Origin of the sequence: Glycomyces niveus, from assembly GCF_017592475.1 — a bacterium.
Classification (GTDB): Bacteria; Actinomycetota; Actinomycetes; order Mycobacteriales; family Micromonosporaceae; genus Glycomyces; species Glycomyces niveus.
This window is the reverse complement of the sequence record NZ_JAGFNP010000003.1, coordinates 514384-530275: the sequence shown is the minus strand read 5'-3', so window position 1 is coordinate 530275 and position 15892 is coordinate 514384. Positions and strand designations below refer to the sequence as shown.

The window sequence follows — 15892 nt, the reverse complement described above, 5'->3', positions numbered from 1 at the left end:
CGTAGCGGCGAATGCGACGAGTGCTCGGTCCTCAACTAAGGTCCCACGGGCGCTCGGTCGGCTCCGCCGGTCGAGTGGTTTTGCTGCGGTAGTGTCGGGGTTGGTGTGCCGGGAAGTCTGGTCGGCGTGGTTGTTCGCTGCCCGACGATCGGAGCCCATTTGCGCACTCTCTACAGGTCCAAGGCCGACCGTGAGGTCGTCGCACGGTGGTGCCGTTCCCGGCTCGACGCCTGGGCCGTGCCGCACCGCTGCGAGACGGTCGATGTCGCTGACGCCCGGGTGCATCTGACCTTCGTCGGTTCCGGACCGTTCCGCGTCCTGTTCGTGCCCGGCACGAACTTCAACGCCGCCAGCAGCCTCACGATCGCCGAGTCCCTCGCGCGCCGTTGGGGTGTCATCCTCGTCGACCTGCCCGGGCAGCCGGGCCTCGGCAGCGGCGAGCGCCCGCGCGCCGCGCATCGGGGTTGGTACGGGGGCAAGCTCGCCGAGGCCCTCGACGCGATCGATGCCGAACCGGTGGTGGGACTGGGTCATTCGCTAGGCGGCTCGGTGCTGTTGGCGTGCGACTCCGATCGGATCGCCGGACGGGTCCTCCTCGCCCCGGCCGGCATCGTCCCGCTGCATGTCGACTTGGGCATGATGGTGCCTTCGCTGCGGTGGCTAGTCGCTCCGACACTCGAGCGGACCGAGTCGATGCTGGGCGGCTTCACCGCGCCCGGCAATGTGCCACCGGCGGCGGTCGCGCGATGGCTGTACTTGGTCGCCTCCCATTGCCGGTCCACGCTCGCGCCCCCGCCGCTGCCGGACGAGACGCTGCAACGGTGCGTCGACTCACCCCTGATCGTTGCGACCGGCGCCCATGACCGGTTCCTCCCTCCCGAACGCCTCGGTCCGGCAGTCAGGGAGCAGCTCGGGGTCGATCTCGAGGTGATCGAGGGCGCCGGTCACCTCGCCGGAGACGAACGCCCTGAAGCGGTCGCCGATCTGGTCGACGTGCTGATGAACCGTGTCGACTCCCGAGCCGACCGTGCTTGAACCGATACTCCTCGCCCGCCGCCGACCGACCACCCACTCCACCACCGAATGAAACCGGAGCATCGATGACCGACACCGACCCCGCACCACCCGCCTACACCAGCGGGTGCGGCAACGTCACCATCGTGGACGGCGACAGTCCGACCCCGACCGTCCGACTGACAACCGAGGCAGTGCGCATGCCCGCACGCGACCTCGCCGAACTCATCACGTACACCGCGCGGGACGCCGCTGATGCGGCGCGGGCCGCGCAGGCCGCCACAGACTCGTCCCCGGGTTCGGCCGCCGATGCGCTGGCTGAACTCAAGGACCTGCGTGACGGACTGCGGGAGAACGGATTGAACACCGTCATCGAGCGCAATCGAGCCCGGTTCGGCGCCGACGACGACCTGCCGCCCGAGGACCCGCAGGTCCAATCGCGGTCAGCGCTCAGCTCCGAATACCCCATCGGCAACCTCGACATGGCGATCGCGATGCTCGAACGATTCCAAGGCGTACAGGGAGGCCAGACACCCGAGGCCGCACCCGACGAGTCCATCGGCACCGCCACCAGCCCCGAAGGCGACGTGACGGTGGAGGCGACCGGTGAATATCCGATCGCCCGCCTCCTGCTCGGCATCCACGCCCGCGAGCTTGGCCCGGACGCCCTGGCCAAGGAGATCAACGAAACGACCGCGCGCGCCGCAGAGGACCTGGCGGAGCGTCAGCGTGCGGGCATCGACGCCATGGGACTCCCGTTGACCATGGACCAGGTCGACGGCATGCCGGCCGAAGCGCAGGCATTCGCGCGCAAATCGATCGGGCAGGCGGCGTTCCTGCGCCAAGACCACGACGAACAGATCCGCCGGATCCGAGGACAGTGAGGATGACATGCCGAAAGTAGACCCCGAGACGATCCGCCAGCTCGGCACCAACATCAAGAGCAACGTCACCCCCACTCTGGAGGAGGCCAACGAGCTCCTCCCGAACCTGCGCGGCATCGACCAGGCGCTGTACACCTCGGTGGACGTCTCGCTCGCCGCGGTCTACACCACGGCCGTGAGCTACATGAACGAGATGGTCCAGGGCGCCGCCGAGTGCTTCCAGACCATGAACGACAACCTCGAAGGCTGCGCCACCGCTTGGGAGGACGCCGACACGGCGGGCGCCGCCGACTTCAAGTGACCACCGAATCCCTCTGAACCGCAAAGGAACCGCTCGATGTCAATCGGCGCACCCGAACCCGAGTCTTTCCAGGGCATGATGGACACGTTCGCCGTCATGGCCCCGGCCGCGGCGGTCGAGATCGTCCTGCCCGCCTTCACCTTCGGCGTCTCCTGCACGCAGATCGCCCGCATCATCTACATGAACCAGTGCAACCCCGGCCAGATCATGATGGTCGGCGCCTACTGGTTCCAGCTCGCGGAGAAGTACATCACCGCCGCCCAGGCCCTCCAGGACGAGATCGACGCGATGGACGCCGAGTCCTGGGAAGGGGACGACTGCCAGGCCTTCATCGACCAGGCAGGGAAAGTCAAGACGCAGCTGTGGACCATCGCGCTCTTCGCGATCGAGGTCGGCATCGGCCTGTTCTCGATCGCGGCGCTACTGGCGGTCATGGTCACCGCCTACACCGCCCTCGCGACGATCCTCATGGCCATGGCGCTGGTGTACTGGCCGCTGCAGGCGTTCCCGCCCACTGCGGCCGCCGCGCAGTCGGTCCGGGCGGCGGCGATGACCGTCGCCGCCACCGGACTCACCATCTTGAAGGCCCTCGACACCGCGCTCACGGCTCTGGGCAAGGGACTCGCAGCCGCCATCGGTGCGGGCATGGGCGTCTCCTGGATCGCGCTGGCGACCCAGGGCAACGTGGTCAACCCGCTCGACCTGGTCGGCCCCACCGCGTTCAACATGGCGCAAGGGCTCGCCCAGTTGGGACTGCGGAACGCGCTGGCGCCCTCGGGCGGCAGGCACGTTGCCCCGGGGCTCGGGCACCTGTTCGTGGGCGGCCAGGGTGCTTACAACACCGGGCTCAACGTCAACGACCTGGCGCAGGACGGCAGTGTCGACGGCAAGAACGACCCTCGGGGCGAGACCGGTCTGGATCCGGGCAACCTCGACTTCATCCCCACCATCGAGGCCCCCGAGTGGGCCGACGACGACGCCCCTGACTGGGGCTGACCGAAACCATGACGGGAGAGCCGGTGGCGCATGAGCACTGACGACCTCATCGGGTTGGGTTTCGGCCTGCTCGCCATCGCGCTGCTCGTCTCCTGGCCGGTGCTGCCCGGAACGCGGCGCTTCGCGGGGTTCAAGACGTTCCCGCCGTTCCGGGCCTGGGCCGCCCGGCCGCATCCCGATGCGACCGTGGCGGTCCAGGCCGGGCGCCGGATCGACCTGTCGCCGAGCGACACCAGCGCGGCCAATGCCACCGTCGTCGTCCGCACCGCCTGGGGGAACCAGCACTCGCGCGAATGGAGCCCCTCCCTGCGAGTCTCCCGGCCATTGGTGCCCGTGGTCGGCGTCGACGGCGTCCCGGCCTCATGGGGCTGGGGCACTACCAAGCTGACACTGCCGCCCGGCGAGCACCTGATCGCGGTCACCAGCAGCCATTCGCGCTGCTACAAGACCGTGAACCTTGAACGCGGCCAACGCATCGACCTCGACTACACGAGCATCATCGGTGCCACCGCCCACCGCCACTACGAGGCCGGCAACCAGGCCCACGACCTCACGCGGTTCCGTGAACGGCGCCGCGGCCCGGGCAGCACCGGCTGGTACTTCCTGATCGTCCTGGGCGGCATGGCGATCATGGGCGGCGCGACAGCGGCGGCGATCGCGAACCCGTCCGGATTCTCGGCCGCCCTCGGCAACACGGCCGTCATCGCCGCCATCGCCGTCGGGCTCGGCGTGGGCGTCGCCGTCATCGCCGGATCGCTGGCCAAGCAGGCGCGACTGCGCCGGACGACGGTGGCCGACCCGCCCGCGGACCGGGACCCGCAGGGACCGCGCATCCTTGATGCCGATGCGCCCGAACGGATCGCACCTGCTCCGGGATGGGCCGGGCTCGGCATCCACCTGCGGTTCATGATCGACGCGTATGCACCGGAGGTGCTGGCGGCGCTCGCGGGAGGCGGGAGGCCGGGCCTGATGCAGCGGTGGCGGGCAACTCGCATCGGCGAACCCGAAGCACCGGTCTGCAGGCCATGGATCCCCGCGCCCGAGGTGTTCGTCGACGGCAAGGCGGTGTGGGCGAGCTGGACCCGGATGTGGCTGCAGCTCCAGCCCGGTGAGCACGAGCTGGTGGTGCGCGTCGCGGCGCCGCGGCAGCAGATCGGCTCGCACACGGTCGTCAACCTGAACCGAGCCGAGTACCGGCGGACGATCCGCCTGACAGCCGGAGAAACCTACGAGGAAACCCTCACCGCCGAGATCACCGCGGTGCCGCGACCCGATCGCCCGGAACTGGCCGAGTTTCGCGCCCGCCTGCACTGAAACGGGTTCCCGGGGCTCACCGCCGTTCGTGGTCCCAGCGGTCCATGAGGGCGGGGAGTTCCTTGGCGAGCCAGGCGCGCCGGCCGAGTCTCCGTTCGCTCATTTCCTCAGTATGACCACTCGCAACGCACTGGCGCCGTCCGACGGCAGGCACGTCGCCCCCGGACTCGCGCACCTCACGAACGACCTCGCCAGTGACGGAGTGCCGCTGGAGCCGTGCTGATAATTCAGCGGCTCGGTGGGTGTCGGTCCGTGTCGCGGTACGGCTTGCAGGTCATGATGCGCTGGTCCTCGGGAGCAGGTCGGCGGGCCGGGCGTCAAGACCGCGTATGGATTCGCGTCGGCTCGTATGGACGCCGTCAAGCCCTCTAGGCATTCGCCGCAACTGGGGGTTCACTCGGATTCGCCGACCTCTGTTCCCCCAGTCGGCGACGCGGCAACGGCCGCGCCCCTTGATCCAGAAGAGAAGGACGCAATGCCCGATCTCGCTTATCTCGCCCTGACGGTGGTCTGTTTCGTCGTCCTGGGTCTCATCGTGAAGGCGGTGGAGAAGCTGTGAGCGCCGTCAACGCCATCGGCCTCGTCCTCGCCGTGCTCATCGGCGCCTACCTGGTGTACGCCCTGCTGAAGCCGGAGAAGTTCTGATGAGCGAGACCACCGCGGGCGTCATCTTCATCGCCGCGCTGATCGCGGTGCTCGCCTTGAGCTACAAGCCGCTCGGCGACTACATGTACCGAGTCGTGACCCGCGAGCACCACCGCAAGGTGGAGCGCGGGATCTACCGCGTCATCGGCGCGCGGCCGGAGACCGAGCAGAATTGGGCCGGATATGCGCGCAGCATCCTGGCATTCTCGGCCGTCAGCATCGTGGTGCTCTATGTGTTCCAGCGCATCCAGCACTGGCTGCCGCTGAGCAACGGCTTCTCCGGGGTCGAGCCGGGCCTGGCCTGGAACACCGCGGTCAGCTTCACCACGAACACGAACTGGCAGGCCTACTCCGGCGAAGCCACGATGGGCATCCTGATCCAGGCCGCGGGTCTGGCGGTGCAGAACTTCGTGTCCGCCGCGGTCGGCATCGCCGTCGCGATGGTCCTGGTCCGCGGGTTCGCCCGCAAGGCGACTGACAAGCTCGGGAACTTCTGGGTCGACCTGACGCGCATCATCTTGTGGGTGCTACTGCCCCTGAGCTTCGTCGCCGCGATCGTGCTCATCGGCGGCGGCGTGATCCAGAACCTCACCGACGTCACGTCCGCGACCACCGCGGCCGGGGACACGCAGTCGCTCACCGGCGGGCTCGTCGCGAGCCAAGAGGCCATCAAGGATGTTGGCACCAACGGAGGCGGCTACTTCAACGCCAACGCCGCTCACCCGTTCGAGAACCCCACCAGTTGGACGAACTTCATCATCATCTACCTGCTGCTGGTGATCCCGTTCTCGCTGCCGCGCACCTTCGGGCGCCTGGTCGGACAGAACCGGCAGGGCTACGCGATCGCCGCGGTCATGGGCGTCCTCGCCATCGTCTCGGTGAGCCTCGTCGTCGGTTTCGAGAACATGGCGAACGGCACCGTGCCGCAGGCCGTGTCCGCCGCGATGGAGGGCAAGGAGGTGCGCTTCGGCGTCCCCGACTCGGGGCTGTTCGCCGCCGCGACCACGTTGACCTCCACCGGGTCGGTGAACTCGTTCCACGACTCGTACACCTCCTTCGGCGGCGGCGTGCTGATCCTGAACATGATGCTCGGCGAGGTCGCGCCCGGCGGCGTCGGCGCGGGCCTCTACGGCCTGCTGGTCCTCGCGGTTATCACCGTGTTCATCGCGGGCCTCATGGTCGGACGCACGCCGGAGTACCTGGGCAAAAAGATCGGTGCCCGCGAGATCAAGCTCGCGAGCCTCTACTTCCTCGTGACGCCGGTGCTGCTCCTGGCAGGCGTGGCCGCCTCGATCGCAGTACCGTCCAATCTGGAATCGATGCAGGAAGCGGGCCCGCACGGGCTCTCGGAGATGCTCTACGCCTTCGCCTCCGCCTCCAACAACAACGGGTCCGCGTTCGCCGGGTTCGGCGCGAATACGCCCTGGTTCAACACCGCGCTGGGCCTTTGCATGATCTTCGGCAGGTTCCTGCCGATCATCCTCGTGCTCGCCCTCGCCGGATCGTTCGCGAAGCAGAAGCCCATCCCGGCCACCGCCGGCACCTTCCCCACCCACAAACCGCTGTTCGTCGGCATGGTCGTCGGCGTGACCCTCGTCCTGGTCGCGCTCACGTTCCTGCCCGTCCTCGCCCTCGGCCCGCTGGCCGAAGGCCTGCAATAGGAGTCGTCGCAATGTCATCAATGGCAACCAAGCCATTCAAGACCGTGGCGCCGCGTAAGAAGGCGCAGGCCTCCAACGGCCTGCTCGACCCGAAGCAGTGGGTCAAGTCCGCCCCGGCCGCGTTCCGCAAGCTCGATCCGCGCCTGATGTGGCGCAACCCGGTCATGCTCATCGTCGAGATCGGCGCCGCGTTCACCACGGTGCTGGCGATCGTCGACCCGAGCGTGTTCGCCTGGACCATCACCGTATGGCTGTGGCTGACAGTGCTGTTCGCGAACGCCGCCGAGGCGATCGCCGAAGGCCGCGGCAAGGCCCAGGCCGACAGCCTCCGCAAGGCCAAGACCGACACGGTCGCCCGCAAACTGCAAGTTCAGGACCATCAGATCGACTCCCCCGACGTCGCCACCGTCGACGTGCCCGCCACCGATTTGCACCGGGGCGACCTGGTCCTGGTGGTCGCCGGGGAGACGATCCCCGGGGACGGCGACGTCGTCACCGGCATCGCCAGCGTGGACGAGTCGGCGATCACCGGCGAGTCCGCGCCGGTGATCCGCGAATCGGGCGGTGACCGGTCGGCGGTCATGGGCGGCACGAAGGTCCTCTCGGACTGGGTCGTCGTCAAGATCACCGCTGAGCCCGGGAAGTCCTTCCTGGACCGGATGATCGCCCTCGTCGAAGGGGCCGAGCGTCGCAAGACGCCCAACGAGATCGCCCTGAACATCCTGCTCTCGGCCATGACGCTCATCTTCCTGTTGGCCGTGGTCACGATGCAGCCTGTGGCGATCTTCTCCAAGGACTTCATGGCCGCCGCTCCCGACACCGCCGTGCTGAACGGCAACGGCGTCACCGGCATCGTGCTGGTCTCCCTGCTGGTGTGCCTGATCCCGACCACCATCGGGGCCCTGCTGTCGGCGATCGGCATCGCGGGCATGGACCGGCTCGTGCAGCGCAACGTCCTCGCCATGTCCGGCCGGGCCGTCGAGGCCGCGGGCGATGTGGACACGCTGCTGCTCGACAAGACCGGCACCATCACCTACGGCAACCGCCGGGCGAGCGCGTTCCTGGCCGTCCCGGGCATCGCGGGCTCGCATCTGGCCAACGCCGCGCAGTTGTCGAGCCTGGCCGACGAGACCCCTGAGGGCCGTTCGATCGTGGTGTACGCCAAGGAGGCGTACGGGCTCCGCGAACGGGACACCGGCGAGCTCGCGCACGCCGAGTGGATCGAGTTCACCGCCCAGACCCGCATGAGCGGCGTCGACGTCGACGGCACGCAGATCCGGAAGGGCGCTGCCGCCTCGGTCATCGCCTGGGTCGGGGACAACGACGGCAGCCCGAATCCGCACGTCGACGACCTCGTCGACCAGGTCTCGCGCGAAGGCGGCACGCCGCTCGTGGTCGCCGAACGGCGCGAAGGCTCCCCCGCCGAAGTCCTCGGCGTCGTCTACCTCAAGGACGTCGTCAAGGAGGGCATGGCCGAACGTTTCGCGAAGCTGCGCGCCATGGGCATCCGCACGGTGATGGTCACCGGCGACAACCCGCGCACTGCCAAGGCGATCGCGGCCGAGGCCGGCGTCGACGACTTCCTCGCCGAGGCCAAGCCCGAGGACAAGATGGCGCTCATCAAGCGCGAGCAGGAGGCCGGGCGCATGGTCGCCATGACCGGCGACGGCACCAACGACGCCCCCGCGCTCGCCGCCGCCGACGTCGGCGTCGCCATGAACACCGGCACGTCCGCGGCCAAAGAGGCCGGGAACATGGTCGACCTCGACTCGGACCCGACCAAGCTGATCGAAATCGTCGCGATCGGCAAGCAGCTCTTGATGACCCGCGGCGCGTTGACGACCTTCTCTATCGCCAACGACATCGCCAAGTACTTCGCGATCATCCCGGCGATCTTCGCCGTGATCTACCCCGGGCTCGATGCGCTGAACATCATGCGCCTGGCCAGTCCCGAATCGGCGATCGTCTCGGCGGTGATCTTCAACGCGATCGTCATCATCGCGCTGGTCCCGTTGGCGCTCAAGGGCGTCGCCTACAAGCCCGGATCGGCCTCGGCGCTCCTGCGGCGCAACCTGCTGATCTACGGCCTCGGCGGGATCATCACGCCGTTCATCGGCATCAAACTCATCGACCTGCTGGTCGCACTCATTCCAGGGATCGCTTAAATGGCACGTCTTCCTCGCTGGATCTCGCAACATCTGGCCGCCCTGCGGGCCGTCCTGGTGTTCACCGTCCTCACTGGCATCATCTATCCGCTCGCGGTCCTCGCGGTCGCCCAGATCCCCGGCTTGAACGATCGGGCCGAAGGGTCGCTCATCTACGACGCCGAAGGCAATGTCGTCGGCTCCTCCCTCATCGGACAGTCTTTCACCGATGACGACGGCGAAGCCCTACTGCCGTACTTCCAGTCGCGGCCCTCGGCGGCCGCGGGCGAGGAGGGCGACTACGACCCGCTCGTCTCCGGCGCCTCGAACCTGGGGCCGGAAAACGTCGTGGACGCCCTGCCCGATCCCGCGCTCGGCTGGGACGGCGACGAGAACGCGTCGAAGAGCCTGCTCACGCAGGTGTGCGAACGCAGCCTCCAGATCGGCGAGCGTGAAGGCGTGGACGGCTCCCGTCCGTACTGCACCGACACCGGCGTGGGCGCGGTCCTGGGCGTCTTCTACTCCGAGGGCACCTCTGGCGAGGTGACCCGGGCGGTGAGCCTGAACGAGGAATGCGGCACCGCCCAGGCGCCGTTCCTGGCCGAATACGAAGGCGTGCAAGTCGAATGCGCCGAATACGGCGAGGACTACGCGGCGGCGATCATCACCCCGATCGAGGGCGATGCGCCCGAGGAACCGGCCGTCCCAGCCGACGCCGTCACCGCCTCGGGCTCAGGACTGGACCCGCACATCAGCCCCGAGTACGCCGACCTCCAGGTCGAGCGGATCGCGGCCGAGCGGGACGCGAGCACCGAGGACATCGAAGCGCTGGTCGAGGAGCACACCGCCGGCCGCTTCCTCGGGTTCATGGGCGAACCCGCGGTCAACGTCGTCGAGCTCAACCTCGCACTTGACGAGGAATATCCGGTTAGCTGAATGCAGGACGAACGACAGTGGTCCCGAGAGGATTCATGAGCACTGTGCCTACGACACGTGGACAACTCCGGATCTATCTCGGGGCCGCACCGGGCGTCGGAAAGACCTTCGCCGCGCTCGAAGAAGCCCACCGCCGCGCCGACCGCGGGACCGACGTCGTGATCGGCTTCGTCGAGACCCACGGTCGCCCCTCGACCGCCGAACTGATCGGCGGCCTCGAAGTGGTCCCGCGGCAGACGATCGAGTACCGCGGCTCGTTCTTCGAGGAATTCGACGTCGACGCCGTCATCGCGCGGGCTCCCGCTGTGGCGCTCGTCGACGAGCTCGCCCACTCGAACGTGCCCGGTTCACGCAACGAGAAACGCTGGCAGGACATCGACGAACTGCTGGAGGCCGGGATCGACGTCATCTCAACGGTCAACGTGCAGCACCTCGAATCCCTCAATGACGTCGTCGCGGCCATCGCCGGGGTGCCGCAGCGTGAGACCGTCCCCGACGAGGTCGTCCGGCGCGCCGACCAGATCGAACTCGCCGACATCACCCCCGAGGCGCTGCGCCGCCGCATGGTCCACGGCAATATCTACCCGCCCGAGAAGGTGGACGCGGCGCTGTCGAACTACTTCCGGGTCGGCAACCTGACCGCCCTGCGAGAGATCGCGCTGCTGTGGCTGGCCGACAAGGTCGAGGACCAGCTGGAGCAGTACCGGACCGACCAGGACATCACCGCCACGTGGGAATCGAAGGAGCGCGTGGTCGTGGCGCTGTCGGGTGGCGACGAGGGCGACACCCTCATCCGCCGCGCCGCCCGCATCGCCGCGCGCTCGGGCGGCGCCGACCTCAGAGCCGTGTACATCGCTTCGGGCGACGGGCTCACCAGCGCCCGCGCCGCCCGCAACCTCGCCCGCCAGCGCACCCTCGTCGAGGACCTCGGCGGCAGTTATCACCAGGTCGTGGGCGAGTCGATCCCCGAGGCGCTGTTGGAGTTCGCGCGTGGCGTGAACGCGACGCAGCTCGTGCTCGGGGCTTCCCGGCGCGGCCGGTTCGCGCAGGCGATCTCACGAGGCGTGGGTGTGACCACGACGGCGAAGTCCGGGCCGATCGACGTCCACCTGGTCACGCATGAGCATGTGGCGAAGGTCCTGCGTTCTCGGCCGGGTCGGGGTCTGATCGGCGCGGGCCGACGCCGACTGGGTCTCCTTCTTGCGGTTCTTGGCATCCCCGCGATCGTGGCGGCCCTGACTCCGTTCCATCAGGAGCTCTCGTTGACGACGATGATCCTCATCGTCCTGACCGCAGTCATGGGTCTGACCCTCGCTGGCGGGATGTGGCCCGCCCTGCTGGCCGCGCTGCTGGGGTTCTTCCTGCTGAACTTCTTCTTCACCGTCCCGTACTACACGTTCAAGGTCAACGACCAGGAACAGCTGATCGCCCTGTTCATCTTCGTGGCACTCGCCCTCGGCGGGGCTGCGGTGGTGAACCTGTCGGCCTCGCGGGCGCGCCTGGCAGCGCGGGCCAGCGCAGAGGCACAGACCCTCGCCACGCTCGCCGGGAACGTGCTGCGCGGCGGGAACCGCCTTGACGACCTCCTCGAACAGCTGCGGGAGACGTTCGGCTTGGAGTCGGTGACACTCTTGGAGCGGACCGAGCCGGGCGCGGGGCCTGCAGAGCGTCACGAGGCCAAGTCCTGGCGGCCGGTCGCGTGCGCCGGGGAGGCCCGCGCGAATCCCGGCGACGCCGACAACGACATCCCCATCAACGACGACCTCGCCCTCGCGCTGCAGGGGCACACGCTCGAAGCGGCGGACCGGCGCATTGCACAGGCGTTCGCGATGCACGCGGCGGCGGCGCTGGAGCGCGAGCGGCTGCAGCACCAAGCCGAGGCCGTGCAGCGGTTGACGGACGCGGACAAGCTGCGGACCGCGCTGCTGGCGGCGGTCTCGCACGACCTGCGGACGCCGCTGGCGTCCGTGCGCGTCGCGGTCTCCAGCCTGAAGTCCACAGGGGATCTGTTCACACCCGCAGAGCGGCGGGAGCTCCTGGACTCCGCGGAGCAGTCGCTCGCGCGCCTGACGAGCCTGGTCGACAACCTGCTCGACATGAGTCGACTCGAGGCGGGCGTGCTCGGTGCGAACCTGGTGCCGATCGCCCTCGACGAAGCAGTACCGACCGCATTGGACGAACTGGACGAACCGGCGGCCGAAGTGCGGCTCAACATCCCCGTAGAGCTGCCCGAAGTGATGGCCGACCCGGGCCTGCTGCAGCGGATCCTGGTGAACGTCATCGCGAACGCACTCCGCTACAGCCCCGAGGGCCAGCCGCCATTGCTGGTCGCGAACGTCCACGGCGCAGAGGTCGAACTGCGGGTGATCGACCGCGGCCCGGGCGTCCCCGACGAGGACCACGAGACGATGTTCACCCCGTTCCAGCGCCTCGGCGACCGCGACAACACCTCGGGGGTGGGGTTGGGTCTCGCGCTGTCGCGGGGCCTGGCCGAGGCCATGGGCGGCACGCTCACACCGGAGGCGACCCCCGGCGGAGGCCTGACGATGGTGCTGGCACTGCCTCGATTCGAAAACCACCGCGAGAGCGAGGACGAATGATCAGGGTACTTGTAGTCGACGACGAGCCGCACATCCTCCGGGCGCTGCGTATCAACCTGGCCGCACACGGGTACGAGGTGGCGACCGCCGACACCGGCGCCACCGCACTGCGAACGGCCGCCGCAATCAAACCGGACCTCATCGTGCTCGACTTGGGCCTGCCCGACATGGACGGACGGAAAGTGATCGAGGGCCTGCGCGGCTGGTCCAAGGCGCCGATCCTGATCCTGTCAGGCCGGGCGGCGAGCGCCGAGAAGATCGCCGCCCTGGACGCGGGCGCTGACGACTATGTCACCAAGCCGTTCGACATCGGGGAGCTGCTCGCACGCGTGCGAGCAGCGACCCGCCGGACCGGCTCGGACCCCGAATCGCCGATCACGATGATCGGTTCGGTCACAGTGGATCTCGCTGCGAAGGAGGTCATCCGCGACGGCAAGGAGATCCGATTGACGCCCACCGAGTGGCAGATCCTGCAGATCCTCCTGCGCAATCCGGGGAAGCTCGTGAGCCAGCGCGCGCTCCTCCACCGGGTCTGGGGCCCGAATTACGACTCCGAGACCCACTACCTGCGCCAGTACATGGCCCAGCTGCGCCGCAAACTCGAAGCCGACCCGTCCCGACCGGTGCACTTCCTGACCGAGCCGGGCATGGGCTACCGCTTCCGACCATAGAGGACTTGTAAGTCGGTGCATGCGGCTCAGATCAGCAGTTGACGGCTCCAACCGCCGGCCGGACGTCCCGGCAACCGGCCCTGCCGGGGCCGTCGGGCGTTCAAGCGCGTCCGTTCTCCCAGCGCTCCATGAGAGCTGGAAGTTCTTTGGCGAGCCAGGCGAAGAACTCGTGCAGGTCCCGCAGGCGCTCGCCGCGCTCGGCTGGGGCGTCCTTGAACAGTGCGAGGCCGCGGGCGGTGACGTCGGTGAAGGCCGCGTACTGGGCGCTCTGCTGCTTGACGAGGTCGGCCATGGCGCCGGATCGGATGGTGTAGAAGTCGCCGCGCACTCCCGGTTTGGAGGTCTTGCCCACCCATCCGGCCGTGGTGAGGAACTTCAACGCGGTCGAGATCGAGCCCTTGGAGGCCTGGAGGGCTTCGGCGATCTGACCGAAGGTCTGGGCGGGCGGGTCGCACACCAGGAGCCAGCCCATGACGCGGCCGGTCATACGGACCAAGCCGAGGCGTTCCATGGCGAGCGCGAAGTCCTCGACGAACGCGAGTGTCTCAGGATCGGCGCCGGTGGCCGCTTGATCGGGGTCGGACATGGGATCAGTATCCCTTCCTTCGCCGGTGAACGTGAAAAGCGGGGTGAACCGGCCTGCCGGCTCACCCCGCTCGGGCGCTTCAAACCTCGATCGGCCGCTTCTCGGCGCTCCGGCCAGGGTAGAGCGGGATCCTGCGCCACTTGGCGAAACCTATGGTGAGGGCGTTGATGACCGCGAGGGCGATGGCGTAGATCGGGACGACGTGCATGAAGCCCGCGAAGTCGGTGTTGACCCATACCCAGGCGGCCTTGTAGGCGATGCCGAGGTTGATCGTCCACAGGCCGATGCCGATGGAGTGGCGCCAGAACGCCCAGATGCAGGCCCCGATGAAGATCGGGATGGTGCCCAGGCTCGCGGCGGTCTGCCAGCCAGGTTGGGCGAACAGCTCGGCTTCCATGTCGAGGATGGACTGCGCGGCCGGGTCCACTTCGGCTGGTTCGGGAAACCAGAAGAAGCTCGAGAGCATCGCGACGATCGAGAGGGTCATCCACCAGCCCTGGCGGCGCCAGGCGAAGACTGCGATGGGAATGAAGAACAGCGGACGGATGTACCAGCTGATCGGGTTGAGGTGGCGGGGCCAGGCCCATTCGAAGAATTCGGTGACCAGTTCCATGACGTGTTCCTTCCGAGGGAACGCACCCTCAAAGTTCCGCAAGTGCGATAAGTTCAGTAAACACTGAACTTACAGAACTATCAAGAATTCAGCATCGTTTCATGGCAGCACCGGCCACCGGCCTGGTCACGTCGCCCCCGGCGTCTAACCGACCAGTGGGCGCTCCTCGGGGAAGGAATAGCGGCGTTGCCTGCTGTGCAGCGCCAGTGCAGCCGCGAACGAGACGATGCCGACCCTCCCGGCGAACATGAGGACGATCATCACGAGCTGGCTGCCCGGTGGCAGTGCGGCGGTGATGCCGGTCGACAGACCGACCGTGGCGAACGCTGAGATCGACTCGAACAGCACCTGATCGAGCGTGAATTCGGTGTCGATCATGACCAGGGCGGTCCCCACCGCGACGACCGCGACGCCGAGGAGTGCGACGGTCAGGCCCTGGCGCTGGGTCGGTCCGGGGATCTTGCGGCCGAAAACTGCCACGTCGGGTTCGCCGCGGATCTCGGACCAGATGACCACCGCCAGCAGTGCGAATGTGGTGACCTTGATGCCGCCGGCGGTGCTGGACGAGCCGCCGCCGATGAACATCAGCGCGTCGGTGACCATCCACGTCTCATGCGTCAGGTCGGCCATCGAGAGGTTGTTGAAGCCCGCGGTGCGGGGCTGGACCCCCGCGACGAAAGCCGCCCAGAGCTTCTCTCCAGGGTTGAGCGGTCCGAGGGTCGCCGGGTTGCTCCACTCGAAGACCGCGTAAGCGCCGAAGCCGACCAGCAGCAGGATGCCGGTGGTCAGCAGCGTCAACTTGGTGTGTACCGACCAGCCCGGACTGGGCCGACGACGCCGGTCGCCCCGTATTGCACGCGTCAGGCGGGACTTGCGCAACACTTCGACGATCACCGGGAAGCCGATACCGCCGATGACGATCGCCACGGTCAGCGGCAAGGTTACGACCGGGTCGGTGACCCACTGCATGAGGCTGTCGGCCTCGAGTCCGAACCCGGCGTTGTTGAACGAGGAGACGGCGTGGAAGACCCCGTACCACAGCGCTTCGCCGACCGGGAAGTCGTAGTGGTAGCGGAACCGCAGGAATAGGACGAGCGCCACGACCGCCTCGACAGACACGGTGATAAGGGCGATCCGCCGCACCACTCCGCCGATGTCGCCCAAGCTCAACGCCTGGTTCTCACTCGCGGCCAGCAAGCGCCCGCGCAGCCGCATCCGTCCGGCAGTCAAGAGCCCCAACAAGGTCCCGGCCGTGATGATGCCGAAGCCGCCGACTTGGATCAGCACTGTGATGACGGCCTCGCCGAACCCGGACCAGTAGGTCGAAGTGTCGACTACGACCAGGCCGGTCACGCACACCGCCGACACCGATGTGAACAGTGCTGTCAATGGCGGCGCGGCCTCCGGGGTTTCGGTGGACACCGGCAGCATGAGCAGCACCGCCCCGGCCAGGATGAACGCCAGGAAGGCCAGGGGCACCAGTCGCGCCGGATGTCGCAGAGCTCGTCTCACAAGCGCTGATTATGC

Annotated in this window: 15 protein-coding genes; 12 read left to right on the top strand and 3 right to left on the bottom strand. The window is 68.0% G+C overall.

All coding sequences use genetic code 11. The annotated features are described in order from the left end of the window. Positions 1–159 precede the first annotated feature (159 nt). The 12 genes from J5V16_RS08255 (at position 160) to J5V16_RS08200 (ending at position 13166) form a co-directional block, all read left to right on the top strand. A complete protein-coding gene (locus J5V16_RS08255; RefSeq protein WP_208495591.1) occupies positions 160–1035 on the top strand; it encodes an alpha/beta fold hydrolase in 876 nt (291 codons plus the stop codon). Positions 1036–1100: 65 nt separating this feature from the next. Beyond that, entirely contained in the window at positions 1101–1898 is a 798-nt protein-coding gene (locus tag J5V16_RS08250; protein WP_208495590.1) for a hypothetical protein, read from the top strand. Positions 1899–1905: 7 nt separating this feature from the next. Next, complete coding sequence (locus J5V16_RS08245) at positions 1906–2199, top strand: hypothetical protein (RefSeq protein WP_208495589.1); 294 nt, start codon at positions 1906–1908, stop codon at positions 2197–2199. A 36-nt stretch (positions 2200–2235) separates the two neighbouring features. Further along, positions 2236–3195: a hypothetical protein gene (locus J5V16_RS08240; RefSeq protein ID WP_208495588.1), complete on the top strand. Its 960-nt coding sequence runs from the start codon at positions 2236–2238 to the stop codon at positions 3193–3195. Positions 3196–3225: 30 nt separating this feature from the next. Then, on the top strand, positions 3226–4509 hold the full coding sequence (locus J5V16_RS08235) for a hypothetical protein (protein ID WP_208495587.1): 1284 nt from the start codon (positions 3226–3228) through the stop codon (positions 4507–4509). Between the two features lie 349 nt (positions 4510–4858). After that, the gene (locus tag J5V16_RS08230; RefSeq protein ID WP_208495586.1) at positions 4859–5068 is read left to right on the top strand and encodes a hypothetical protein; all 210 of its coding nucleotides are present in this window, start codon (positions 4859–4861) and stop codon (positions 5066–5068) included. Continuing rightward, positions 5065–5154 (top strand): K(+)-transporting ATPase subunit F, encoded by a 90-nt coding sequence (gene kdpF / locus J5V16_RS08225; RefSeq protein ID WP_208495585.1) that lies wholly within the window; start codon positions 5065–5067, stop codon positions 5152–5154. Before J5V16_RS08230 ends, kdpF begins: the two co-directional genes overlap by 4 nt. Further along, positions 5154–6815, top strand: coding sequence for a potassium-transporting ATPase subunit KdpA (gene kdpA, locus J5V16_RS08220; protein ID WP_208495584.1), 1662 nt, complete (start codon positions 5154–5156; stop codon positions 6813–6815). Before kdpF ends, kdpA begins: the two co-directional genes overlap by 1 nt. Positions 6816–6835: 20 nt before the next feature. Beyond that, a complete protein-coding gene (gene kdpB / locus J5V16_RS08215; RefSeq protein WP_243900889.1) occupies positions 6836–8980 on the top strand; it encodes a potassium-transporting ATPase subunit KdpB in 2145 nt (714 codons plus the stop codon). Further along, positions 8981–9895: a potassium-transporting ATPase subunit C gene (locus tag J5V16_RS08210; RefSeq protein ID WP_208495582.1), complete on the top strand. Its 915-nt coding sequence runs from the start codon at positions 8981–8983 to the stop codon at positions 9893–9895. Between the two features lie 35 nt (positions 9896–9930). Then, positions 9931–12495, top strand: coding sequence for a sensor histidine kinase (locus tag J5V16_RS08205; protein WP_208495581.1), 2565 nt, complete (start codon positions 9931–9933; stop codon positions 12493–12495). Beyond that, a complete protein-coding gene (locus J5V16_RS08200; RefSeq protein WP_208495580.1) occupies positions 12492–13166 on the top strand; it encodes a response regulator in 675 nt (224 codons plus the stop codon). The genes J5V16_RS08205 and J5V16_RS08200 overlap by 4 nt, the downstream gene beginning before the upstream one ends. Before the next feature lie 100 nt (positions 13167–13266). On the opposite strand, the gene J5V16_RS08195 is transcribed toward J5V16_RS08200, so the two are convergent. The 3 genes from J5V16_RS08195 to J5V16_RS08185 form a co-directional block, all read right to left on the bottom strand. Further along, positions 13267–13752, bottom strand: a complete 486-nt coding sequence (locus J5V16_RS08195; protein WP_208495579.1) for a GbsR/MarR family transcriptional regulator — start codon at positions 13750–13752, stop codon at positions 13267–13269. A 79-nt stretch (positions 13753–13831) separates the two neighbouring features. Continuing rightward, positions 13832–14365, bottom strand: coding sequence for a hypothetical protein (locus tag J5V16_RS08190; protein WP_208495578.1), 534 nt, complete (start codon positions 14363–14365; stop codon positions 13832–13834). 144 nt (positions 14366–14509) lie between these two features. Then, positions 14510–15877 carry a TrkH family potassium uptake protein gene (locus J5V16_RS08185; protein ID WP_307792898.1) on the bottom strand — a complete coding sequence of 456 codons (1368 nt, stop codon included), beginning with the start codon at positions 15875–15877 and terminating at the stop codon, positions 14510–14512. Between the last annotated feature and the right edge of the window lie 15 nt (positions 15878–15892).

Excerpts from the sequence above, each read along its gene's own strand:
- kdpA (WP_208495584.1), top strand. The coding sequence starts at position 5,154 with ATGAGCGAGACCACCGCGGGCGTCATCTTCATCGCCGCGCTGATCGCG.
- kdpB (WP_243900889.1), top strand. The coding sequence starts at position 6,836 with ATGGCAACCAAGCCATTCAAGACCGTGGCGCCGCGTAAGAAGGCGCAG.
- J5V16_RS08250 (WP_208495590.1), top strand. The coding sequence starts at position 1,101 with ATGACCGACACCGACCCCGCACCACCCGCCTACACCAGCGGGTGCGGC.
- J5V16_RS08235 (WP_208495587.1), top strand. The coding sequence starts at position 3,226 with ATGAGCACTGACGACCTCATCGGGTTGGGTTTCGGCCTGCTCGCCATC.
- J5V16_RS08230 (WP_208495586.1), top strand. The coding sequence starts at position 4,859 with ATGGACGCCGTCAAGCCCTCTAGGCATTCGCCGCAACTGGGGGTTCAC.
- J5V16_RS08195 (WP_208495579.1), bottom strand. The coding sequence starts at position 13,752 with ATGTCCGACCCCGATCAAGCGGCCACCGGCGCCGATCCTGAGACACTC.
- J5V16_RS08245 (WP_208495589.1), top strand. The coding sequence starts at position 1,906 with ATGCCGAAAGTAGACCCCGAGACGATCCGCCAGCTCGGCACCAACATC.
- J5V16_RS08205 (WP_208495581.1), top strand. The coding sequence starts at position 9,931 with ATGAGCACTGTGCCTACGACACGTGGACAACTCCGGATCTATCTCGGG.
- J5V16_RS08240 (WP_208495588.1), top strand. The coding sequence starts at position 2,236 with ATGTCAATCGGCGCACCCGAACCCGAGTCTTTCCAGGGCATGATGGAC.
- J5V16_RS08200 (WP_208495580.1), top strand. The coding sequence starts at position 12,492 with ATGATCAGGGTACTTGTAGTCGACGACGAGCCGCACATCCTCCGGGCG.
- J5V16_RS08210 (WP_208495582.1), top strand. The coding sequence starts at position 8,981 with ATGGCACGTCTTCCTCGCTGGATCTCGCAACATCTGGCCGCCCTGCGG.
- J5V16_RS08190 (WP_208495578.1), bottom strand. The coding sequence starts at position 14,365 with ATGGAACTGGTCACCGAATTCTTCGAATGGGCCTGGCCCCGCCACCTC.